Annotated in this window: 22 protein-coding genes; 7 read left to right on the top strand and 15 right to left on the bottom strand. The window is 65.6% G+C overall.

The features are described 5' to 3' along the window. Positions 1-171: 171 nt before the first annotated feature. The 8 genes from AB4118_RS06670 to AB4118_RS06635 form a co-directional block, all read right to left on the bottom strand. Positions 172-441 carry a hypothetical protein gene (locus AB4118_RS06670; RefSeq protein WP_441489001.1) on the bottom strand — a complete coding sequence of 90 codons (270 nt, stop codon included), beginning with the start codon at positions 439-441 and terminating at the stop codon, positions 172-174. Positions 442-449: 8 nt separating this feature from the next. Beyond that, positions 450-722: a translation initiation factor IF-1 gene (gene infA / locus AB4118_RS06665; RefSeq protein ID WP_054207590.1), complete on the bottom strand. Its 273-nt coding sequence runs from the start codon at positions 720-722 to the stop codon at positions 450-452. Between the two features lie 83 nt (positions 723-805). Then, the gene (locus AB4118_RS06660) at positions 806-2,251 is read right to left on the bottom strand and encodes a DEAD/DEAH box helicase (RefSeq protein ID WP_441489000.1); all 1,446 of its coding nucleotides are present in this window, start codon (positions 2,249-2,251) and stop codon (positions 806-808) included. A 190-nt stretch (positions 2,252-2,441) separates the two neighbouring features. Then, positions 2,442-2,651 (bottom strand): cold-shock protein, encoded by a 210-nt coding sequence (locus AB4118_RS06655; protein ID WP_043233725.1) that lies wholly within the window; start codon positions 2,649-2,651, stop codon positions 2,442-2,444. Between the two features lie 508 nt (positions 2,652-3,159). After that, positions 3,160-3,864 (bottom strand): HAD-IA family hydrolase, encoded by a 705-nt coding sequence (locus tag AB4118_RS06650; RefSeq protein WP_441488999.1) that lies wholly within the window; start codon positions 3,862-3,864, stop codon positions 3,160-3,162. Positions 3,865-3,867: 3 nt separating this feature from the next. Beyond that, positions 3,868-4,689, bottom strand: coding sequence for an alpha/beta fold hydrolase (locus tag AB4118_RS06645; protein ID WP_441488998.1), 822 nt, complete (start codon positions 4,687-4,689; stop codon positions 3,868-3,870). Between the two features lie 131 nt (positions 4,690-4,820). Continuing rightward, positions 4,821-7,505, bottom strand: a complete 2,685-nt coding sequence (gene ppdK, locus AB4118_RS06640; protein WP_441488997.1) for a pyruvate, phosphate dikinase — start codon at positions 7,503-7,505, stop codon at positions 4,821-4,823. A 176-nt stretch (positions 7,506-7,681) separates the two neighbouring features. Further along, positions 7,682-8,179 carry a YcgN family cysteine cluster protein gene (locus AB4118_RS06635; RefSeq protein ID WP_441488996.1) on the bottom strand — a complete coding sequence of 166 codons (498 nt, stop codon included), beginning with the start codon at positions 8,177-8,179 and terminating at the stop codon, positions 7,682-7,684. 267 nt (positions 8,180-8,446) lie between these two features. On the opposite strand from AB4118_RS06635, the gene AB4118_RS06630 reads away from it, so the two are divergent. Genes AB4118_RS06630 through AB4118_RS06620 form a run of 3 tightly spaced genes read left to right on the top strand, consistent with a single transcriptional unit; the run spans position 8,447 to position 11,898 of the window. Continuing rightward, entirely contained in the window at positions 8,447-10,672 is a 2,226-nt protein-coding gene (locus AB4118_RS06630) for a transglycosylase domain-containing protein (protein WP_441488995.1), read from the top strand. A gap of 12 nt (positions 10,673-10,684) precedes the next feature. Continuing rightward, entirely contained in the window at positions 10,685-11,260 is a 576-nt protein-coding gene (locus AB4118_RS06625) for a DUF1214 domain-containing protein (RefSeq protein ID WP_441488994.1), read from the top strand. Next, a complete protein-coding gene (locus AB4118_RS06620; protein WP_441488993.1) occupies positions 11,257-11,898 on the top strand; it encodes a DUF1254 domain-containing protein in 642 nt (213 codons plus the stop codon). Before AB4118_RS06625 ends, AB4118_RS06620 begins: the two co-directional genes overlap by 4 nt. Here AB4118_RS06620 and AB4118_RS06615 read toward each other — a convergent pair whose 3' ends face one another. After that, positions 11,899-12,693 (bottom strand): hypothetical protein, encoded by a 795-nt coding sequence (locus AB4118_RS06615; RefSeq protein ID WP_441488992.1) that lies wholly within the window; start codon positions 12,691-12,693, stop codon positions 11,899-11,901. Next, positions 12,690-12,899 carry a hypothetical protein gene (locus tag AB4118_RS06610; RefSeq protein ID WP_441488991.1) on the bottom strand — a complete coding sequence of 70 codons (210 nt, stop codon included), beginning with the start codon at positions 12,897-12,899 and terminating at the stop codon, positions 12,690-12,692. Before AB4118_RS06610 ends, AB4118_RS06615 begins: the two co-directional genes overlap by 4 nt. A 180-nt stretch (positions 12,900-13,079) precedes the next feature. On the opposite strand from AB4118_RS06610, the gene AB4118_RS06605 reads away from it, so the two are divergent. Further along, positions 13,080-14,213, top strand: a complete 1,134-nt coding sequence (locus AB4118_RS06605) for a DUF2336 domain-containing protein (protein ID WP_441488990.1) — start codon at positions 13,080-13,082, stop codon at positions 14,211-14,213. A 23-nt stretch (positions 14,214-14,236) separates the two neighbouring features. Here the strand turns inward: AB4118_RS06605 and AB4118_RS06600 are convergent, their stop codons facing one another. From AB4118_RS06600 to AB4118_RS06590, 3 genes are read right to left on the bottom strand one after another with little or no spacing between them, the layout of a single operon-like run. Continuing rightward, on the bottom strand, positions 14,237-14,572 hold the full coding sequence (locus AB4118_RS06600; RefSeq protein ID WP_441488989.1) for a DUF1491 family protein: 336 nt from the start codon (positions 14,570-14,572) through the stop codon (positions 14,237-14,239). A gap of 23 nt (positions 14,573-14,595) precedes the next feature. After that, positions 14,596-15,192 (bottom strand): hypothetical protein, encoded by a 597-nt coding sequence (locus tag AB4118_RS06595; RefSeq protein ID WP_441488988.1) that lies wholly within the window; start codon positions 15,190-15,192, stop codon positions 14,596-14,598. Between the two features lie 13 nt (positions 15,193-15,205). After that, a complete protein-coding gene (locus AB4118_RS06590) occupies positions 15,206-17,029 on the bottom strand; it encodes a PAS domain-containing sensor histidine kinase (RefSeq protein ID WP_441488987.1) in 1,824 nt (607 codons plus the stop codon). Positions 17,030-17,356: 327 nt separating this feature from the next. On the opposite strand from AB4118_RS06590, the gene AB4118_RS06585 reads away from it, so the two are divergent. Both AB4118_RS06585 and AB4118_RS06580 read left to right on the top strand, forming a co-directional pair. Then, positions 17,357-17,632 carry a hypothetical protein gene (locus AB4118_RS06585; RefSeq protein ID WP_441488986.1) on the top strand — a complete coding sequence of 92 codons (276 nt, stop codon included), beginning with the start codon at positions 17,357-17,359 and terminating at the stop codon, positions 17,630-17,632. 110 nt (positions 17,633-17,742) lie between these two features. Next, a complete protein-coding gene (locus AB4118_RS06580; RefSeq protein ID WP_441488985.1) occupies positions 17,743-18,168 on the top strand; it encodes a SufE family protein in 426 nt (141 codons plus the stop codon). A gap of 276 nt (positions 18,169-18,444) precedes the next feature. On the opposite strand, the gene AB4118_RS06575 is transcribed toward AB4118_RS06580, so the two are convergent. Next, a complete protein-coding gene (locus tag AB4118_RS06575) occupies positions 18,445-18,861 on the bottom strand; it encodes a Ros/MucR family transcriptional regulator (protein WP_043233741.1) in 417 nt (138 codons plus the stop codon). Positions 18,862-19,332: 471 nt separating this feature from the next. Between AB4118_RS06575 and AB4118_RS06570 the strand changes: the two genes are divergently transcribed. Next, a complete protein-coding gene (locus AB4118_RS06570) occupies positions 19,333-21,459 on the top strand; it encodes a S9 family peptidase (RefSeq protein ID WP_441488984.1) in 2,127 nt (708 codons plus the stop codon). On the opposite strand, the gene AB4118_RS06565 is transcribed toward AB4118_RS06570, so the two are convergent. Continuing rightward, entirely contained in the window at positions 21,460-22,854 is a 1,395-nt protein-coding gene (locus AB4118_RS06565; protein ID WP_441488983.1) for a DUF308 domain-containing protein, read from the bottom strand. Positions 22,855-23,092 lie beyond the last annotated feature (238 nt).

The following is a 23,092-nucleotide window of genomic DNA, read 5'->3' as shown; positions in this document are numbered from 1 at the left end:
CCTCATCCCTGCGATGCCGGAGCTCCGCTCCGGGTCGCCGCCGGCCTGTTGCTAGCCAGCTATGCTCGTTTTGAGCATAAGGATATTAGCACGTCTCCCCGATGCTGACCAGCACTCGGCATCCCGCGCCAGCGCGCGGTCCTTCATGTGTTTGGGGAATATGGCAGGCAGTCAGGCGATGCCGCCGGTGACCAGCGCCAGGACGCCAAGACCGAGCACGAAGGCCAGGATCCGGGCGGGCATCCCGACAAGGGCGCCGGGAGGGCGGCCCGTCACGAAACCAAAGACGACTTCGATGAGGCCGAGCCCGATCAGGACGAACAGATAGCGCGGGAAAGCTGCCGATCCCGCCAGCCATCCAATGTGAGCCGCGAGTGCGACAAGGCCTCCGAGGCCTGCGCCTGCAGCGAGGAAGAACAGTTCAACCCGGCTGAAGCGCATGCTGCGGCTCAGCGCCGACGGAAGTTCTGATTGCGCGGCGGCCCACCCGGAGCCGGTCCCGCCGTCTTCTGACGGAAGTTGATGCGGCCACGATCAAGATCATAAGGCGACATCTCGACGACGACCCGGTCTCCGGCGATCGTGCGGATGCGGTTCTTCTTCATCTTGCCGGCCGCGTAGGCCAGGATCACATGGTCATTGTCGAGCTTCACCCGATAGTTTCCATCGGGCAGCACCTCGACCACCGTGCCGTCGAACTCGAGAAGTTCTTCTTTCGCCATTCCTTGGTCCTTCTTCTGCGCCTTGGGCGGACGACCGGATCAGAGGGATCCGCCGGCCCGATCGTCCCCTGGCTATCCGCGCGTCAGTTCGCGCGGCGCCGGGCGCCGCCATTGCGACGTTGCTCTGTTCTTTGCTGCAAGAACGCGACGCCGCCAAGTCCTTCCTTGCCGGCAACGCTGTCTTTTCGCGCCGAAGGCGCCTCAGTGCGCTGCGGCGGACGGTCATTGCGCGGTGTCTCGCTGCGCTGACCGCCGGCATGCTGGGGCTTGCCCGCCTGCTGCGGCTTCGCGCCCTGGCGCTGGCCCTGCGGCCGGCCATGATCGCGCCCGCCACCGGAGCCCTGGCCATTGCGGCCGCGACCCTGGTTCTGCGGCGGCTTCTTGGGCGTGCGGCCATCCCAGTGCGGCACCTCGCCGACCGGGGTCAGCGAAACGCGGGTCAGCTTCTCGATCGCCGCCAGATCGCCGCGCTCTTCCGGGGTGCAGAAGGCAATGGCGACGCCGGTGGCGCCAGCGCGCGCGGTGCGGCCGATGCGGTGGACATAGGTTTCGGCCACGTTCGGCAGGTCGAAATTGACGACATGGCTGACGCCGTCGACATCGATGCCGCGCGCCGCGATATCGGTCGCGACCAGAATGCGCAGTTCGCCATCACGGAAGGCACCAAGAGCGCGCTCGCGCTGGCCCTGGCTCTTGTTGCCGTGGATGGCCGCCGACTTGATGCCGGACTGCTCGAGCTGGCGCACGACCTTGTCCGCACCATGCTTGGTGCGCGTGAACACGATCGCGCGCTCCATCTCCGCCACGCCGAGCGTCTTCGCCAGCAGCGCCGGCTTGTGGCCGGGATCGGTGAAGATGACGCGCTGCTCGACCTTCTCGGCAGTCGTGGCAACCGGCGTCACCGCGACCTCGACCGGATTGGTCAGATAGGCCGAGGCGATCTCGCGGATCTGCTTCGGCATGGTCGCCGAGAACAGAAGCGTCTGGCGCTTGGCCGGGATCAGCGTCGCAATCCGGCGCAGGGCATGGATGAAGCCGAGATCAAGCATCTGATCGGCCTCGTCGAGCACCAGGAACTCGATCTCGCGCAGCGAGACTGCGCGCTGGTCGACGAGATCAAGCAGGCGGCCGGGCGTGGCGACGAGGATGTCGACGGTCTGGCCAAGCGCACGGATCTGCTTGCCGACTGGCACGCCGCCGAAGATCACGGCCGATTTGACCGTGGTGAACTGGGCGTAGGTGCGGATGCTGGTCTCGATCTGCGCCGCAAGCTCACGCGTCGGGCTCAGGATGAGTGCGCGCACCGAACGCGGCTGCATGCGCCGGGGGTTGTTCAGCAACCGGTGCAGCATCGGCAGCGAGAAGGCGGCCGTCTTGCCCGTGCCCGTCTGGGCCGCGCCGAACAGATCCTTGCCTTCGAGAATAGGGGGGATGGCCTGCGCCTGGATGGGCGTCGGCTTGGAATAACCTTCAGCCGCGAGCGCCTTGAGAAGCTGCTCGGCGAGGCCGAGGTCTGTAAATTGTGTCAAAACAGGTCTTTCTGAAGCCGAAACGCAAGGGGCGCATGTGGAAACCGGCTGCGCCACCGAATGGGTTCGGCATTGAAGTACGTCATTCCGCCCGGCGAACCGCTAGCCACTGCGCCGAAAGGTATTGTTGTAAAGGTATCGATAGAGAGAGCCGGGAGAGTGCGAGCACCCTCCCGGTCAGTATTCAGCCTCAGGCGACGACGAGGTTGCCGGCCGAGGACTTGCCGGTCTTGCGATCGGCGATCAGCTCGAAGGAGACGACCTGACCATCGCGAAGTTCGCGCAGACCAGCACGCTCGACAGCGCTGATGTGGACGAAAACGTCCTGGCCGCCGGCCTCAGGGGTGATGAAGCCATAGCCCTTGGTGGTGTTGAACCACTTCACGGTGCCCTTGTTCATAGGGTAGTCCTTACGTTTCAGATCCGCGTTCGTATGTGGAAGACACGACTTGACGCGCGGACGCCTCGCCGTGGCCTTGATAACGATGTGTGGTGGATCTGAATCGTGCCCGCCGACCGGGAAATCCCGCGCGGAGGATTGGCCAGAACCCGGCCGCATCTCGTCTTACATGGGCGGCACTAGCATAAATTGCAATGCGGGTCCAGCGCAGCGCCCTGATGCGCAACGCCCCCCTTCCCGGCATCCGCGCAAGACGGGAGCATCGGGGAAGGCGGCCCGCGGAGGCCCGCTCTGCGTCGAGGCTGCATCCCTCGACCCGTCGCATCAACGTCTTCGTGGGCGTGCCGACAGAATAACCGCAATGAGCGATGTCAATCGGCAGGCCGAACTCTTTGCCGATCTGGTCTTCGAACGGGGACTGCTCGCTTGCGCCCTGGAACGGATGCCTTCCGGGCCGCTCCTCAGCTTTGACGCGGCGGATGGTCCGACCAGGGGCCGTCGCTAGCGCTCATTCGATCTCGCCCAGAAGCCCGACGAGGCCGCCAAGATCCGCCAGGCGGCGATAGCGCTGCTCCGCGACCGGTTCCTCGGCATGTTCGAGCACCCAGGTCAGTTCATGCGGCACATGCACGGCCCAGGCCCCCGCCTGCAGCGCCGGCACGATGTCCGACTTCAGCGAGTTGCCGACCATCATCGCATGTCTCGGCCCGTCACCATGACGCGCGAAGATGCGCTCATAGGTCGTGACACTCTTGTCGCTGACGATCTCGACCGCCTGGAAGAAATCGCCCAGCCCCGACTGGGCGAGCTTGCGTTCCTGATCGAAGAGATCGCCCTTGGTGATCAGTACCAGCCTGTATTCGGAGGCCAGCGCCTCCAGTGTTTCCTGCGCCCCCGGAAGCGTCTCGACCGGATGCGCCAGCATCTCGCGCCCGGCGGCAAGGATTTCGGCGATGACGGAAGCCGGCACATTACCGCTTGTGACCTCGATCGCGGTCTCGATCATCGAGAGCGTGAAGCCCTTGATGCCAAATCCGTAGAAGCCGAGATTGCGACGCTCGGCGTCCAGCAGCCTGCCGGAGATTTCGGCGGCTTCGCCGTGCTCGCCGAGCAGGGCGACGAAACGCTCCTCCGTCAGCCGGAAGAACTGCTCGTTCTGCCAGAGCGTGTCATCGGCATCGAAGCCGATCGTGGTAAGCGCGCGAGACGGCACGGTTCAGCCCTTCAACTCGGATATGAAGCGGTCGAGCTCGGCATTGAAGCGCGCCGCATCCTCGAAATAGACGGAATGGCCAGTTTCGGGAACGCTGACGAAGCGGCCCCTGGGAGCATGGGCAGCGACCGCCGCGACGCCACAAGGCGGGACGACGAGGTCGTCGGCGCCGGAAAGGAACAAGGCGGGACAATCGAGTGCGGCGAGGTCGGCCGGCGGGCGGTTGCGCGCCTCCCAGATGCGTTGCCGAACCAGCGCCTTGTCCAGACCTGCATTGATGCGGTCGATCGATTTGTAGAGTTCGTAGAGCGCCGGCAAGCGTTTCGCGAAGGCTTCGCCGCAGGCCGGATGGATGCCGCTCCTGGCCCAACGCGGCAGTGTCTCATCGACACGCTGCTGCCAGGCCGCGAGTTCGCTCGAGATATTCCTTCCGGCCTTGCCGAAATCGAGCGTGCCGGTGGTGCAAGCCATGACGAGCCCGCTCACCCGACCGGGGTTCGCCAGCGCATAATCCACACAACTCCAGCCGCCCATGGATTGCGCGACCAGAACCGGCCGCTCCAGCGACAGATGGGAGATCAGCGCGGCGAGGTCGCCGGCATAGTCTGCCGGATCGGGGCCGCCGGCCACCGGCTCCGACGGCGCGAAACCGCGATGCGCGAAGGTGACGCAGCTGTACTGCGGACTGAAATGAGCGACCTGCTGCCACCAGGACAAATGATTGCCGCCCAGTCCATGAGCGAAGACGATGGGCGGGCCAGAGCCCGTGACCTCGTAATAGAGCTTGCCGAAGGGGCGGGAGAGTTGGCCGATACGCGTCTGCATGGCGCGAAACTAGACCGGCGGCCGTTCTCGCGGCAATGCAGGATTGTCGGTCTCAGGCCGAGCATGGCGCAGGCCCGGGACCGACGTCCAGGAGATGGTCGGCTCGAGGCCGACCATCAGGATCTCCCTGCTCAGGCGTCCTTGGCCTTGATCGCGCCCAGTGCGGCTTGCGCCGCGGCCAGGCGTGCGATCGGCACCCGGAAGGGCGAGCAGGAGACGTAGTCGAGACCGATGCTCTCGCAGAAGCCGATCGAGGCCGGGTCGCCACCATGCTCGCCGCAGATGCCCAGCTTGATCCGCGGACGGCTCCGGCGACCGCGCTCGACCGCGAGCTTGACGAGTTCGCCGACGCCCTCCTGGTCGATGGTGACGAAGGGGTCGAATTCCAGGATGCCCTTGGCGGTATAGGAGCCGAGGAAGGAACCCGCGTCGTCACGGCTGATGCCGAGCGTGGTCTGGGTCAGGTCATTGGTGCCGAAGGAAAAGAATTCGGCGCTCCGGGCGATCTCCTCGGCACGCAAGGCGGCGCGCGGCAGCTCGATCATCGTGCCGACCTGGTAGGTGAACTCGGTCTTGCTCTCGCCGATCACGGCCTTCGCCATGGCGTCGATGCGGGCCTTGACGAGGTCGAACTCGGCGACGCCCATCACCAGCGGCACCATCACCTCCGGGATGACCGGCTTGCCGGTCTCGCGCGCCGCGATCACGGCCGCCTCAAAGATGGCGCGAGCCTGCATCTCGGCGATTTCAGGATACGCTACCGCCAGCCTGCAGCCGCGGAATCCGAGCATCGGATTGAACTCGTGCAGCTCGGCCGCCCGGCGCCGGAGCACGTCCGGCGTCACCGCCATGGCGCGCGCCACCTCGGCGATCTCCTCGTCGGTATGCGGGAGGAACTCGTGCAGCGGCGGATCGAGCAGCCGGATCGTGACCGGCAGGCCCTGCATGATGGTGAAGAGCTCGACGAAATCCTGCCGCTGCATCGGCAGGAGCTTGGCCAGCGCGTCGCGCCGTCCCTTGTCGTCGCCGGCGAGGATCATCTCCCGCATCGGCAGGATGCGATCCTCGTCGAAGAACATGTGCTCGGTGCGGCAGAGTCCGATGCCCTCGGCGCCGAAATCACGGGCAGCGCGGGCATCGCGCGGCGTCTCGGCATTGGCACGGACCTTGAGTCGCCGAACCTTGTCGGCCCAAACCATCAGCGTGCCGAAATCGCCGGAAAGCTCCGGCTGCTGCATCTTGACCTCGCCAAGCAGAACCTGGCCGAGGGTGCCGTCGATCGTGATGAAATCGCCGGCCCGCAGTGTGGTCGGCCCCACGGTCATCGTGCCCTTGGCATAGTCGACCCGGATCTGGCCGGCGCCGGAGACGCAGGGCTTGCCCATCCCGCGCGCCACGACCGCCGCATGCGAGGTCATGCCGCCACGCGTGGTCAGGATGCCTTCGGCGGCATGCATGCCGTGGATATCCTCCGGGCTGGTCTCGACCCGGACCAGGATGACCTTGCGGCCCGTCTTCTTGGCAGCCTCGGCATCGTCTGAATTGAAGACGATCTCGCCGGCCGCCGCACCGGGCGACGCCGGCAGGCCGGTCGTCAGCACGCGGCGCTCGGCCTTGGGGTCGATTGCCGGGTGCAGGAGCTGCTCGAGAGCGCCAGGCTCGACGCGGCCGACCGCCTCCTCCTCGCCGATCAATCCCTCCTGCGCCAGATCGACCGCGATCCTGAGCGCGGCCTTGGCGGTACGCTTGCCGGACCGGGTCTGCAGCATCCAGAGCTTGCCCTCCTGGATGGTGAACTCCATGTCCTGCATGTCGCGATAATGCTTCTCGAGGATGCCGTAGATCCGGCAGAGCTCGGCATAGGCCGCGGGCATCGCCTTCTCCATGGAAGGCTTGTCCGAGCCGGCGGCCTGACGCGCCACCTCGGTGATGTCCTGCGGAGTGCGGATGCCGGCAACGACATCCTCACCCTGCGCATTGATCAGAAACTCGCCATAGAGCGCGTTCTCGCCGGTCGAGGGATTGCGGGTGAAGGCGACGCCGGTGGCCGAGGTCTCGCCCATGTTGCCGAAGACCATCGACTGGACATTGACGGCCGTGCCCCAGGAGGCAGGGATACTGTTGAGTTCGCGGTATTTGATCGCGCGGGCATTCATCCAGGACGAGAACACTGCGCCGACGGCGCCCCAGAGCTGCTCCTGCGGCTCCTGCGGGAACTCGGCACCGAGCGCCTTCTTCACGATGTCCTTGTACCGACCGGCAAGCACCTTCCAGTCATCGGCCGAGAGATCGGTATCGAGATGCAGGCCCTTGCGCTCCTTGTAGTCTTCGAGCGCCTCCTCGAAATGGCCGTGATCGACGTCGAGCACGACGTTCGAATACATGGTGATGAAGCGGCGATAGCTGTCCCAGGCGAAGCGGGCGTCGCCCGAGGCCTTCGCCACGGCCTCGACGGTGACGTCGTTGAGGCCGAGATTGAGGACGGTGTCCATCATGCCCGGCATCGAGGCGCGAGCACCGGAGCGCACCGACACCAGAAGCGGATTGGCAGGATCGCCGAAGAGCTTGCCGGTGAGACGCCCCATCTCGGCAAGCGCAGCCTTCACCTGCCCGGCGAGATCGGACGGGAAATTCTTGCCGTTATCGTAATAATGGGTGCAGACCTCGGTGGTGATCGTAAAGCCGGGCGGAACCGGCAAGCCCAGATTGCTCATCTCGGCGAGGTTCGCACCCTTGCCGCCGAGCAGGTTCTTCATGCCCGCTTCACCCTCGGCCTTGCCGTCGCCAAAGGTGTAGACCCACTTCCCACCAGCCATCACAACTACCTCTTCATCCAGCCGGGCTCAGCAACGCGCCGGCGATCCAAAAGTTTCATGCGAAGCGCCGCCGGCAGAGACAGCCGGCAGCAGGGACGGGCGAGGTCATGCCGAAAAGCGGATGAACAATCAATGAGCGAGGCTGCAGCAGAATTGCTGCAGATCTGCGACGCTCCTCAGCCACGCGAAGGGTTGCGCGCCGCACGCGGCCAACGCAGCGGCCAATTGACGATACGTTCGGGCAGGTCGTCCTCATCCACGTCATCTTCACTGGCGAAGACCCGGCCGCGCACGGAGACGCCGGCCGCAACGACCGTCTCCGGGTCGCCAGACACCAGCGGATGCCACCAGGGCAGGTCACGCCCCTCCCCGACCAGCCGATAGGCGCAGGTCGGCGGCAACCAGGGCAGCGTGCGAACGTCTTCCGGGGTCAGCGTCACGCAATCGGGAACGAGCGTCGAGCGATGGGAGTAATCCTTGCACCGGCATGTCCCGGCGTCGAACAACCGGCAGCCGATATCGGTCGCGTGGATGCGACCGGTATCGTCGTCCTCGAGCTTCACCAGGCAGCAGCGCCCGCAGCCGTCACAGAGCGATTCCCACTCCTGCGCGGTCATCTCGTCGAGCGTCTTGCTAAGCCAGAATGGCTCTGGCCGGATGGGTGCGTCCGTCATGAAGGCGCTTATGCGCCCTCGTGGAGTTCGTGGGAAGCGCCGCGATGCCGCGCATCCCAGCTGCGCATCGATCCGGGCGGACTGTTTCGCTATGGCACGGATCGTCTGGCGCGAAACCTGCTGTTCATCTGCTTAAAGGATGACGCTGGCCTTCCCGTGCGCGAAGGTCGATCCTATGTCCCTACCAAGGGGCACTTTGGGTTGCCAACACCATCCGGTCGCGGCAGGAGATAACCGCAGTTTTTCGTCAGGGTGGCCCGGGCGGCGATGGAGTTCAGGAAGGCAAACTGGACGACCCGTCTCAAGCGCTTCGCGCTTGCCGTCGATTCATGGATCGACGACACGCTCTGGGGCGCAGGCCGTCGCGCGGGCGAAGCCTATGAACGTTTGCGCAGCTATGCCGACCGGCTGACGGTCTCCGGCGGCAAGCGGCTCGCAGCGGAGTTCGCGAGCGAGGGCCTGAATGTCGGGATCGCCGGCGCTCTCGTCATGCTCATGCTCGCAATCCCGGCCTTCCACGAGGGCCGCGAGGAGGCGCTCAAGCATCAGGTCTTCGCGGTGACATTCCTGGACCGATACGGCTCCGAGCTCGGTCATCGCGGCGCGCGCCATGACGATTCGCTGAAGCTCGAGGAACTGCCGGACCATCTCATCAAGGCCGTCCTGGCAACCGAGGACCGGCGCTTCTACGACCATTTCGGCATCGACATCTTCGGCACTTTTCGCGCGATCACCGTGAACGCGCGCGCCTCGGGCGTGGTTCAGGGCGGCTCGTCGCTGACCCAACAGCTCGCCAAGAACCTCTTCCTGAGCAATGAGCGGTCGCTCGACCGCAAGATCAAGGAAGCGTTCCTGGCTCTGTGGCTCGAATACAGGCTGACCAAGAACGAGATCCTCAAGCTCTATCTCGACCGCGCCTATATGGGCGGCGGCACCTTTGGCGTGGCGGCTGCGTCAGAATATTATTTCGGCAAATCCGTGAAGGATGTCAGCGTTGCCGAGGCCGCCATGCTGGCAGGACTGTTCAAGGCGCCGACCAAATATGCGCCGCATGTCAATCTGCCGGCAGCCCGTGCCCGCGCCAATGACGTACTGAACGCGATGGTCGATGCCGGATTCATGACCGCGGGCCAGATCGACAGCGCGAAGCGCAACCCGGCCACCCCGGTCGACCGCAAGCGCGACGTCAGCCCCGATTACTATCTCGACTGGGCCTTCGAAGAGGTTCGCAAGCTGGCTGATGAGGGCAAGATCGGCCCGGACCGGGTCCTGACCGTCAAGACGCCGCATGATCCGGCGATCCAGGATCGTGCCGACCACGCGATCGAGACGATCCTGCGCCAACACGGCCCGGCCTATCATGCGAAACAGGCGGCGACCGTGGTGATGGACCCCGACGGCGCCGTGCGCGCGATCGTCGGGGGGCGCGACTATGGCGCGAGCCAGTTCAACCGCGCGACGGCAGCAAGGCAGCCCGGCTCTTCGTTCAAGCCGTTCGTCTATGCGGCAGCACTCTCCGCGGGGCTTTATCGTCCTAACACGATCGTGACCGATCGCCCGGTCTGCATCGGCAACTGGTGCCCGAACAATTACGGACGCTCCTATGCCGGGTCCATCCCGTTGACGGTGGCGCTGGCGAAGTCGATCAACACGATCCCGGTGCAGATGTCGATCGCGATCGGCCGCGCCACCGGCGAGACCCACGAGGCGCGCGCGGCACGCATCGGCCGGATGAAGATCATCGAGACGGCGCACGCCATGGGCTTGACCACGCCGCTGACCGACACGGTCTCGCTGCCCATCGGCGCAGCCGAAGTCACGGTCATGGATATGGCCGCAGGCTATTCCGTGTTCGCCAATGGCGGGCTGCGGGCCAAGCCCTATGCCGCGATCGATATCCATAATTCGCAGGGCGAGCTGATCTACCGGCATGATCGCGACGATGGCACCGGCAAGCGCGTTCTGAGCGTCCAGGTCGCGCAGGACATGAACTTCATGCTGTCCAAGGTTCCGACCGAAGGCACCGGGCGCCGCGCCGCGCTCGACGGCGTCGTCACGGCCGGCAAGACGGGCACCACCAATGGCTACAAGGACGCCTGGTATGTCGGCTATTCCGGCAATCTGGTCGGCGCGGTGTGGTTCGGCAACGACGACTCGTCGGAGACGGCGAATATGACGGGTGGCTCCCTGCCGGCAATGACCTGGAAGGAGATCATGCAGTTTGCCCATCAAGGGCTGGAGCTGAAACCGATCCCGGGTGTCACGCCTGTGACCGACCCGAAGGTCGCAGCACTCGCCAAGGCCAATGCTCCGGCAACCGATGCCGCAGCGCTGGGCGCCGGCGCAGGACATATGCCACGCCAGTCCTTCGAGGTTCTCTCGGCGGTCGGCGCGATGTTCCGCACGATTGAGCCGGTGCGGGCGGCAGGACGGACGGCCCAGGCCGGCATCCAGGACCTGACGCCACCGGGTGGCGCAAGCCGCATCCGCTGAACAGGCTTAGCCGTGCGCCTCCTCACGCTCTCCTACATCATCGCACTCGGTGCCGGGCTCGGGCTCGCTTCGGCGCATTATGCCGTCGCGGAGCGCCCTCCGCTCGGACGGCTGCAGGTCGGTTCATGGACCGCCTGGCCACGCAGCGGCGGGCGTGATGTCGATCCCTATATGCGGGCCTATCTGGCCCGTGGCGTGCATCTGCCGCTTGGCTCCGGCGAAGGGCTCGAGTTGATCGCCGAACGCGACGAGAGCGGCCAGGTGCTCGACGGGCGCTGCCGCTATCTCGTCACCGGAACGACGCCGACGACGCGGGGTTGGACACTGAACGTCACGGACGCCGATGGCCACGCCTTTCACCTGCCGCTCGAACGCAGCGGATTCACCGATGCCGAGATCGTGCGCGACGAGAGCGCCGGAGTCCGGGTGGTTGCCGGGACGACGCCGGAGGCGGGTAACTGGCTGCCATTGCCCATTCGCGGGCGGTTCCAGTTTCGGCTGAGGCTCTATGATACCCCGATCTCGGGACATGCCAGCGAACTGCGCCCCGAGTCCCTTCCCCGCATCGGCCGGATCGATTGCCGATGACAAGTTTCGAGCCCTCCCACGGAGTTTCCGGCCCGGTCGTCGGGAAGGCAAAGCGGGCGATGAATTGGCGTCTGCGCATCACGACCGCGATCCGCCGCTTCGCACTGGCGACGCTGGCCGGGCTGGTGCTGGCCGGAATCGTCCATATCGTGATCGTGCTGCTGATCCCGCTCTTGTCGGAGCGCGATGCGGCAACGGCCTATGCGGCCTTGGGCGCCGGGGGCCAGGCCGAACTGGTATCGGCGCAGACCGCAGGCCTGCCGGCCCCGCGTGATGCCGACCCTGCCCTGGTGACCGCCGTTTGCAGCTATGATCTGAGTGCCGGCCCGATGCGGGTGGTGGCTCGCGTCGGATCACTGCCGCTGGGACTATCGCTGCACCGGCGTGGCGGCGGTGTCGGCTACGCCATCACGGACCGCGCCGCGATCCGCGGGGTTCTGGAATTCGTGGTGATGACCAGCGAACAGCTCGACGAGCGATTGGCACGCGACGAGGAGGGAGAGACCACCCGCGAACTGCGTGTCGTGTCCGACACGGAACAAGGCCTGATCGTCGCGCGTGTCCTGGCGAAGCTGCCTTCCGACCGGCCCGATGCCGAGGCGATGGCCAAAGGCGTCGCCTGCGGCCTGGCGGATTGATCAGCCCTTGTAGACCACCGGCCTGGACGGCTCGTCACTCCGGAAGGTACCGATCAGCGGCAACTTGCAGAGGGGCCCGGCCTCGGCCTCGAGCGCCATGATGCTGCGTTCGGCCCTGACCGCGTCGCGCGCCGGCATCTCGACGACGAGATTGGCCAGCGCATAGCGGTAGCTTTCCAGCCGGAAGGCGACACGCTCGCAGACCCAGAGAATCAGGCCTTCATTCTCGATCACGCGCGCCAGGGCCGGATCGTTCTGATCGGGCGGCACGAGAGGCGATGCCTCCAGCGTCTTCATCCGGATCCGGTCTGCCGCCACCACCCTGGCTGCATTGCCACGGAACGGCCCGATCAGCAGGCGGTCGGCGTGGGCATCCTCGGCCAGCCGATTGTAGCGCGAGGCCTGCGACCGGAAGGAGCCGGATATCAGCGACCGATGATAATCGGAGATGTTGCTGGACTGAGCGGCTGCCGGCAGGATTCGGGCATGGGCCAGATCGGAGACCTGGCGCTCGAAGACATTGCGTTCATGTGCCGGCATGACGAAGCGCCAGGCGCGATCGCGCAACTGCTCCTCGTCGTCTGTCATATGGAAATACGATACGGCCTCGCCACGTGCGATCGCGGAGCCGAGGCCGATGCTTGGCGCAATGGTATCGTTCCAGATACCGGGACGCGGGCGGCCGAAGTCGCCGCTGCCCGGCGCACAGCCCGCTGCCGACAGGGCCACCGCCAGAGCCCATTGCAGGCTCCCCCTGCCCGCACCGGAACGCATACGCCGCAACAGGAGCATCACGCCGGCTGCCTGACACTCTTCGGAGCGGACTTGGCACGGGACCGGGTGCTCGGCTTGCGCTCCGGCCTGCCGGAAGCGCGCGGCTCCGGCGGGCGCTCGTAGCGAACACCGGTGAAGAACAGGATCGTTCCGGCTTCCCGGGGAATGGCCGGGAGCAGGCCAGCAAGCCTGCGCCGACGCGGCGCGAAAGGAATGACGACGGCCATGATGCGCCTCCTTGGTTGGCGCCTTGGTTGCGGTCGAGGCAGGGAACGGATGGCACGGCGCGGGCCGGCGCCGGCAGCCGAGGCCCTCAAACCGCATCAGGCCCCGACATGGTTAACGCCACATTAACGCGTCGGGCATAAGTTGACGGAAACCACCCGAGTCTCCGACGAGTTGTCAGTATGCCGTCCCGAATCTCCGCCGATCTTGCGCAGCTCGCTCGTCTCGCGCGTGACGGCGGGCTCGATCTCAGCCAGGTTTCACTGCGTGTGAAAGCCGATCTGCTGATGTCGACTGCCCAGCCCTCCAGCGAGGATCTGGAGGCGTTTCGGGAGATGGCACTCGCCCTGATTCCCGCCATCGATGAGGGCACAGCCATCATCCTAGCGCGCAAGCTTGCCGGGTGGCGCCATGCGCAGGCCGATGTCCTGCAGGCGCTCAAGGCACGCGGTGGGGCTGTCCTGTCGACGCTGATGCGCCATGGCGGCCCGGTCTCGCCCTCCGAGCTCGAAGACATTGCGGCCCATGGCGACGCAGCAGCTGCCATTGTCGTTGCCGAACGGGCCGACCTGCCGGCCAAGGCCAGCCTGATGCTGGCGGGTCGGGGCGAGCGGGCAGTCGATCTCGCGCTCCTCGCCAACCCATCCGCCCCCCTGCCCCGGCCCGTGCTCGATCTCCTGCTCGACCGGGCGCGAGACGATGCCGCCTATGTGCCGGGCCTGCTTGTGCGGCGAGACATCAACAGCGCAGACCTTATCCCGCTCTTCCTGCATGCCGGAGCCGAACGCCGCCGCGCCACAATCGAATCGCTTGCGGCGCTGGAGGCGGTCAGCCCATCGGAGAGACGCCCGGCGCCGACGCCGGAGACCTTTGCAGGCTGGCTCGCCACCGCCGAACAGGATCGCGATGGCCTCTTCGGTGCGCTCTCGAGCCAGCTGGGCACGGGCATCCGCCTCGCCGAGGCAATGGCCCGCGATCACTCGCGCGACCTGACGGCACTGACCTTGATCGCCGGCGGCGTCAGCGTCGAGGATGCGACGCGCCTCCTGATCCGGCTTGGCGACGATGCCGCCCATTCGGTGGAGCGCATCTTCGCCCTGGTGGCGCTGATGCGCTCGGTCACCCCAGGGGTGGCCTATCGGCTCGTCATGCAGATATCCGGCGAGAGCAAGGGTCTGTCCAGCCGCAAGGGCCAGCACCAACCCCTCCTCGACCCGAGTGGAACGCCTGCCCGTTCCGGCGCCGCCAGGCCCGAAACTCGCTCGGTCCTCGACGAGGTCAGACGCGGACTTCGCGGCGGGCGCGAGCACGGCTGAGCGTTCGTATACGCTGCCGGGAGTCAGCCCTCGGCAAGGGCCAGTCTGGGATCGCCCTTCCGGTTCTCGATCTCGACGAGCCAGAGGTCCGGATCGAAACGACGTTCGCGCTCCACCCGTTCCTCAACGCTTAGCGGGTCGGAATCGAGGATCAGCTGAAAGCGGCGTGCGCCGCCTTCGTCCGCCAGCGCCTGCGGCGCAGGCCCGTAGAGCGCGGCGGTGCCGTCAAGCCGGTCGAGTTTGACGAAGATCGCCCCGGCCTCGCTGGCACCGCGGCGGCGCAGGACGGCATCGAAGCCGTCGAGTGCCGCCTGCCGCAAATAGGCTGAGACCCAAAAATCGCTGGTAAGACGCGCCATCGTAGGAAGGTACGCGATCTGCCTCAGTTTTCCACGGTGCGGCGCGGCGAAGCCGGCTTGGCCGAAGCCACGCCCCGGATTTCCGCCGGAGGCCGCATGTCGACACCGTTGATCAGATCGGCGATCGGATCCCGGTCACGCACCGGGGCGGGAGCACGCTGTGCGGCCGCCTGGGTCGGCGCAGGGCGCGGGGCCGCATTGACGGATGCCGGTGGACGCGGCGCCGCTTCACGAGCCGCCTGCGTCAAGCCGCCCGGGCGCGAAGGGGGCAATTGCGCGGGCTCCGCCGGAACGGATGCGGCCGGGGCGGGAGCAGCGGCTGCTGCGGCAGGGGCCTGCTCGGTGCGCCGCTCGGCGTTGCGCGGCGACGGGGTGGCCGTCGTGGATTGTGAGAGGATTGGCGAGGGATGACGCGCCTTCTGAAACAGGAGCGCGTTCATCAGGATGGCCGCGGCGGCAGCCGAGAACAGGGTCAGGATCAGGCTACGACCCGGGCGACGCAAGGTTGCGCGCCAGATCCGCATCAGGAAGGACGCCTTGCGGCGAGCCGGCGGGGCGCGTCTCGCCGGAGCGGACAGGGTCGCGTTCGAGTGAGCGCGGGCTGCGAGTGTGACGGACATGGTCGGCTCTCGATCAGGCAGTCAGACGATAGGGTTCTTTGGTTTCGAAGCCGCGGCGCGGCGCTCGGGCGAAGGTAACGATCTTTGCGGGCTCGGAGGCCTGGGCGACGCCGCCAACCGGCAACCTCACCGAGACGCGCGTGCCGACACCTGGAGCGCTCTCCACCGTCAGGCGGCCGCCATGCAGGCCGACGAGGCCACGCACCACCGACAGGCCAAGACCGGTGCCCTCATAGGCGCGGTCATAGGAGCCCTTGGCCTGGAAGAAGGGGTCGCCCAACCGTGGCAGATCCGCGGCCGCAATGCCGATGCCGGTATCGGACACCGAAAGATCGAGCATATCGCCGTCACGCACCACGGCCAGCGTGACCCGGCCGCCAGCCGGCGTGAACTTGATCGCGTTCGAAAGCAGATTCAGCAGGACCTGCTTCAGCGCACGACGGTCGCCACGCAGCAACGGCAGATCCGGGCCGATGACGCGTTCCAGGGCAACCTTCTCCGCTTCGGCACGTAGCGCCATCAGCCTGCAGCCGTCCTGGGCGAGTTCCGCAAGATCGAGCGGCTCCTGCTCGATCGCCATGACTCCGCTCTCGATCTTGGAGACATCGAGCAAGGTATTGACGACATCGAGCAGGTGATGGCCCGAAGCATGAATGATATTGGCGTATTCGAGGCGCTTGCCAGCATCGAGCAGGCCGTAACTGTCGGTTCCCAGCATTTCCGAGAAKCCGATGATCGCGTTCAGCGGTGTGCGCAGCTCATGGCTCACCGTGGCGAGAAACTGTCCCTTCTCGTCGCTCGCACGGACGGCCTCGGCATGGCCGCGCGCCCGCTCTTCGTCGAGCGCACGACGCGCGGTGACGTCGCGCATGACGCAAACGACCGCAGCCCCGTCCCGCGGCCCGGCATTCGCGACGCGATGCGCCTGCATCTCGAGCCAGAGGGCCACCGGAGAGGACGGCGTTCCCGGCTCGTCCTGGCGCGGCACGAACAGCGTGCGGAAGCAGGCGCTCGCTGTCCCGTCACCGTGCGCGGCATCGCTGAGCGCCTTGAGGAAAAGGGGGCGGTCGGCGACATGGACACGCTCGAGCAGCCCTCGCCCGATCAGCTCGCGCGGCTCTGCGCCCGTCAAGGAGGCCGAAGCCGCATTGGCGAAGACAACGGCGCCGGTCGCATCATGCCAGGTCACGAGGTCTCCAACATGGTCGAGCAGGAGCTGCGCACGCACGCCGGAGGCGCGATGTTCGCGCATCTCGTCGTCACGCCGCCACAGGAAGCCGAAGGCAACCACCGCGACATGCAGGATTGCGGCAGCAGCCAATAGCGGCATGGCAGCGGAGACCCAGGGAGCCGGCTCCGCGGACAGGCCGAATGCATGCACGATTGCGACCGAAGCTAGGGCGCCGGCAGCGATGGCGCCGGCGCGGGCAACATAAGCCCGCGAGCCGAAGAACATGGCCTCCGCCGGAATGGCGGCGAGCCACAGCAGGAGTGGCGACGCGATCCCGCCGGTCATACCGGAAAGCGCGACGATCAGGAGCGCCAGCGCTGCGGCCGAAATGCAATGGGCGAGTTCGAGCCGCCCGCTGCGCGAGAGAATGAAGACAGCCAGCAACGGAAGCGTCACCGCAATCAACACAAGCAGTTCAAGCGCGCCCATCGTACCCCGCCAGGCGAGATAGGCCGGAGCCAGGCTCAGGGCCACCGCGCCGAGCGCCAGCCGCGTCAGCATGAAGCGCTCGTGGCGGATGCGCTCAACGGAATTCGGCAGCACCGATGGATGAACCATCGCCGCTACCTGTGTCCTGATCGCCGTCATCGTGATGGGAAAACGCAACGCTCACCTCGGCAGGCCGACTTGCCTGTAACATCCCGATCCTTGCCGAGCCGGGTTTAAGCGGGGTTTAAGGCGATTGCCGACCGAACGCGCCGAACCTGTTCCGCGGAGAGAAATTCGACAAATTGTACAGATAGTTAGAGCAGTTCGGCCGACGAATTCCATCCATTTCGATGTTCGCAGCAGGGTGAACGGAAGCTGAAGATAGAGCAGCGCCTTCGATTCAAATGCATTGCTTACAAATGACGCGATCTTTTGAGATCCGGATCTAGGATGTCTTCGGGATCAGGGGCGAGCCGGCATTGCCGGCAACCGGGGAAACGAGCGATGGCCTATCTTCTGCGCAGCCTGGCGGTGATCGGGGTCATCGCCCTCAACTCACCCGTCCATGGCGGCAAAGCCGAAGATGGCGGCGCGGCTGATACCCTGCGCAACGTGGCGAAGGCTGCGAGCCAGGTCGATGTCAGGACAGTGGCGAATGGCGCCATGGCCGCCCGCGAGGCCGCAGAGATCCTGGCTGGTCTCGATCCGGAAACGCGCTCCCGCTTCCTGGCGCTCACGCTCAGTGCAGCGAACCAGAAACCTCTGGCCACTACCCGCTAGCAGACTCGCACCTATATCTTGAAGGGCGAGCGCTTGACGGGGGGCGCCGGTCGGCCGAAGACGCTCGCCGTTGCCGCCCCGCCCATGGCGCGGCTCCGAGCGGACAGGACATGAGCGCAAGCCTCGACGAGATCATCGCCAATTTCGAGCTGCTCGAAGAGTGGGACGACCGCTACCGGTATCTCATCGAGCTCGGCCGCAGCCTCGTCCCGCTGCCGGAAGAAGCGCATAACGACGACAACAAGGTCCGCGGCTGCGCCAGTCAGGTCTGGCTGGCGGCACGCAGGGAAGGCGGCCCCGGCGCAGGGACGCGCCTGCATTTCCTGGGGGACAGCGATGCCCATATCGTACGTGGCCTCGTTGCGCTGGCACTCGCGATCTATTCGGGCCGCACCGCCCAGGAGATCCTCGCGACGGACGCATTCACGATCTACCAATCCCTCGGGCTCGCAGCCCATCTGACGCCGCAGCGCTCGAACGGCGTGCGCGCGATGATCGAACGCATCAAGACCGATGCCCGCAGGGCGGCCGCCTAAGACTGCTCAAGACCGAATGCTGCGGGCGCAGTGGAGCTGTCGCGCGGCAGGTTAAGCCTCGCCTCCTGCCGCATCCTCATTTGCTTCGCTGGGGGATGTCGGTGCCCCCAGGCAACGGCAGGGACCGATGAGCCGAGGCACGACGCGATTCCCGCCAAGCACGCCGGCAAGCGGCAGCGCCATGAAAAAGGCCGCCGGGAACCCGGCGGCCAGACGAACTGTTTGGTCGCAAGCGCTGCCCGCATTGGTGGCAGCGCCGTCCTCCGCGACAAGCAATCAGCGGCGCTTGCGACGCTGCTGACCCAAGCCCATTTTCTTCGCCAGCTGCGAGCGTGCCTCGGCGTAGTTGGGGGCCACCATCGGGTAGTCGGGCGGCAGACCCCACTTTTCGCGATACTGCTCGGGCGACATATTGTACTGCGTACGAAGATGACGCTTCAGCGACTTGAACTTCTTCCCGTCCTCAAGGCAGATCAGATAGTCGGCCGTGATGGATTTCTTGACCGGAATGGCCGGCTTGGGCGCCTCGGCAGGCACAACCGGCGCAACACCACCAACAACGCGGCTCAGGGCGGCATGCACATCGCTGATCAAAGCGGGCAGTTCGGACGTAGGAACAGAATTGTTCGACACATAAGCGGACACGATGTCCGCGGTCAGCTCGATGAAATCCGAGCCGTCGTTGTCGGTCATGGCGAAAATACTCCTTATGTGTTCTTGGACAAAAAAATCGTCGGATCGGCCTGAACGTCCCGCGACTGAAGCCTTCGTTCTTCCAGCCCAGCAGCTGGTCAAGAGCTGCCCAAGCCAGAATCACAAAAAGCGAGACGACGAGGAAACGGTTTAATGCATAGAAAACACTCTCGCAAGACAATAATCGATCGCATGAATACATTCAAACGCCCGACTTACTGCGCCCACGAACATTGTTCATAGCGTCCGTATTGTGTCGCGGCCATGATCATGCTCGGTCTGGTTGTCTTGCTCGCGCCACACACCGGCCTTACCTGTTCATTGCGCGCGCGAAGTACCCAAGTGTCCTATGCCTACCCGGATTTGAACTCCGAACCTTCGTGAACATCGCAACAAACGACGTTGACTACGCAACGATACCCACATCGCCCTCAATCCTTAACGCCATCCTAAGACAGTGCGAGCCCTGCCGTGACCAAACGCCTCCCCTTGCATCCCCGTGCCGAGAAGCGGCCGAAGACCCGTACCGTTCACGGAGTTGCGCTGAGCGACGCCTATGGCTGGCTCAGGGCCGAGAACTGGAAGGATGTTCTCCGGGACCCCGGCAAACTGCCTGCAGATATTCGCGCCTATCTTGAAGCTGAGAACACCTATTGCGCAGCATTGATGGCACCGACGCGTGCTCTGCAGCGCGATCTGGTCAAGGAAATGCGCGGCCGGATCAAGGAAGACGATGCAGCCGTCCCACAGCCGGACGGCGCCTTCCTCTATTATTCGCGCTATCGGCGCGGCGGCGAACACCCGCTGATCTGCCGCAAGCCGCGCATCAGGCCCGAAAAGGGCGAAGCACGCGAGCAGCTCCTGCTCGATGCCGACGCCCTGGCGAAGGGCAAGGACTTCTTCGAGCTCGGCGACGCGGCCCACAGCCCCGATCACAGCTTGCTTGCCTGGAGTGCGGACGAGGCGGGCTCGGAGCTCCACGACATCAAGGTCCGCGACCTTGCCACCGGAGCGGATCTGGACGACCGGATCACCGACACCACCGGCGACATCGTCTGGGCGCCCGATTCACGCTCCTTCGCCTATGTCCGTCTCGACGCCGATCACCGCCCGTCGCAGGTCTTCCGCCATCGACTTGGCACCGGGATGGACGAGGACGAACTCCTGCATGACGAGCAGGATGCAGGCATGTTCGTCGATATCGACGAGACCCAGTCCGGCCGCTTCCTGCTGATCTCGATCAGCGATCATGAAACCTCGGAGACCCGCTTCGTCGATCTTGCCGCACCGCAGGCTGAGCCGGTCCTGATCGCGCCGCGCGAGACGGGCCGCCAGTACAGCGTCGAGCATCACGGCGACGACTTCCTGATCCTGACCAATGCCGATGCCGAGGACTTCAAGATCGTCTCGGCCCCGCTCGCATCCCCATCGCCGGAGAACTGGCAGGACCTGATACCCCACCGATCAGGCCGCCTGATCCTCAGCCATCTCTGCCTGAAGGATCGGCTCATCCGGCTCGAACGCGAGGATGGCCTGCCGCGCATCGTCATCCGCGACCTCGCCAGCGGCGCCGAGAGCAGCATCTCCTTCGACGAGGAGGCCTATGGTCTCGGCCTCGATGCCGGCTACGAATTCGAAACCGACACGCTGCGCTTCCTCTATGCCTCGATGGCGCGCCCCGCCGAAACCTACGACTACAACATGGCGACGGGAGAGCGGACGCTGCTGAAGCGCCAGGAGGTTCCGTCCGGCCACGATCCGGCGGCCTATCGGGTGCGACGCGTCTTCGCGACGGCGAAGGACGGAGCCAGGGTCCCTGTCTCGCTTCTGCACCGGGCCGACCTTGCCCTCGATGGTTCAGCCCCCTGTCTGCTCTATGGCTACGGCTCCTACGGCGCGGCCATGTCGGCCTCGTTCCGGACCAATCCGCTCAGCCTGGTCGATCGCGGCTTCGTCTATGCCATTGCCCATATCCGCGGCGGCACCGACAAGGGCTGGCGCTGGTATCTCGACGGCAAGCGCGAGAAGAAGGCCAACACCTTCACCGACTTCATCGCGGCAGCCGAGATGCTGGCCGATACCGGCTTTACCGCACGCGGCCGCATCGTCGCGCAGGGTGGCAGCGCCGGCGGCATGCTGATGGGCGCAATCGCAAACATGGCCCCGGAGCTGTTCGCCGGCATCATCGCCGAGGTCCCCTTCGTCGATGTGCTCAACACGATCCTTGACGACACGCTCCCGCTCACCCCGCCGGAATGGCCGGAATGGGGGAACCCCATCCGGGATGTCGAAGCCTTCCACATGATCAAGAGCTATTCGCCCTATGACAACGTCCAGGCGCAGGCTTACCCGCCGCTCCTCGCGATGGGCGGGCTCACCGACCCTCGTGTGACCTATTGGGAACCGGCAAAATGGGTCGCGCAATTGCGCGCGACCATGACCGGCGGCGGGCCGGTCCTGCTGCACACCAATATGGAGGCCGGCCATGGCGGCTCGGCCGGGCGCTTCGACTCGCTGAAGGAGGTGGCGCTGGCCTATGCCTTCGCCATCCACACGATCCGCGAGGGATGGCCGGAGCAAGCAGCCGCCAAGAGCTGATCAGCCACCAAGCCTGCTCTTCTCGCTGGCGAGATAGGTCTTGAGCTCGTCCATCGAGGCGAATTTGTATTCGCCATCGGGCGTACGAGCCTGGATGGAACCATCGGCATACATAGTGAAATGCGTGTCGCCGACCTGATAAGCTCCGACGACGCCCTCGTCGGAGGTCGCCGGGCCGGGCGGCTCGGGAACCGTTTCCGTCTCTTCGCCGGAGATTGCCTCCTCGGCTTCATCCAGCGGCTCGCCCTCAGCCTCGGTCTCCTCGAAGACCGGCTCGATCCGAGATTCCGCCTCGGTCGTTTCCGGTTGGACCTCCGGCGCATCCGCACTCTCGACATCCGGCTCCAGCCGTGGCGCTCCGCTGGTCAGCGGCGGCCAGCGCGGTATCGTAGGCTCATCCGCCACTTGCTCGGGCTCGCCAAAAGTCGGCTCACGTCGGCCGAAGGCCGGTGCCATCCAGGCGGCGGCCTCGTCGATCTCGCGATCGCGCTGATCGAACGATGTTTCTCCCACCGGCAGATCGGGCTCCGGTTCGGGCTCGAAATCGGGTTCCGGGCGCTGCGGACCGAACGAGAGATGCTGGCGCAAGGCGCCGAAATCATCGGCTTCCACGGGGGGCTTGGCCTCCTCCGGGCGCGGCCTCTCGACCTGCGGCCACCAGGCTGGCGCTTGAGGCGAACGCAGGTCTTCGTCACCCGCCACAGCGCCCGTGTCGGCGTCCTCGACCTCTCCGGCGGCTTCGTCCTCATGCTGCGTCACGAAGGAAGCGGCAATCGACGGGGTGACAACGTCCGGCGCAAGCTCGGGCAGCACCGCTTCCGTTTCATGCGGCTCATGCAGCTCGGCCGTGGGGGCATCCGCCCCGCCCTTTTCGGGCTCCTCGACCGCGTCAATGGCCTCCTCACGCCGGTCAGCGGGCAGCTCCGAGGGGTGCGTGATCTCATCGAACAGATCGCTGATCACAGGCTCAGGCAAGTCCTGGGCGGCAGCGGGAGCATCCTCAGCGCCACCCCGCATTGAAGCTGCCAGGGCCCCGCCGGCGGCGACAAGGCCGGCCCCTGCTGCCACGGTGCCAAGGCCCGGAAGCGTCGACCGGGCTTCGCCCGGGATCGTCCGTACATCGTCATCCATCTCCACCGATGCCCGCGCCGCGTCAGCGGCGGAAGGCCCGGCTGAGGGCACCGTCCGCGCATCGGCAATCGCCACCCTGACGCGGCGCAGTTCCACCAGGACCCACGACAGGGCAAGCAGGATGATCCCAGCAGCGACAGCCACGCTGCCGGCTATGACCAGGGTGAAGCCGCGCTCGAGCACGAGGTAGGGCCAGCCATTAACGATGGCAGCGATGCCACCGGCAAAGAACCCCAGGCCCAACAGAACGAAGATCGTTATCAACGCAGTACCCTCAGTATCCACCGGAGGCAGGCGGCTTCATCGCCTCTCCGATCATCTTCTAACGTATTGAATAAGAGACTGTTTCACAATTCGCACTGAACTATGCCTGCAAATGGCCTGTTCATTGTGCCCCGTCCCGCATGTTTCGGGCCATTTGCTCCGACGCAATATCATGGCCCACGGCGCGCCAAGCCGGTTGCCGGCCGGAAGCGGGAGGCTTAACTATCGCGTGGAATGG

The sequence above is a fragment of the Allobosea sp. 2RAB26 genome (assembly GCF_052115465.1).
GTDB lineage: Bacteria > Pseudomonadota > Alphaproteobacteria > Rhizobiales > Beijerinckiaceae > Allobosea.
This window is presented reverse-complemented; position numbering and strand designations above follow the sequence as displayed.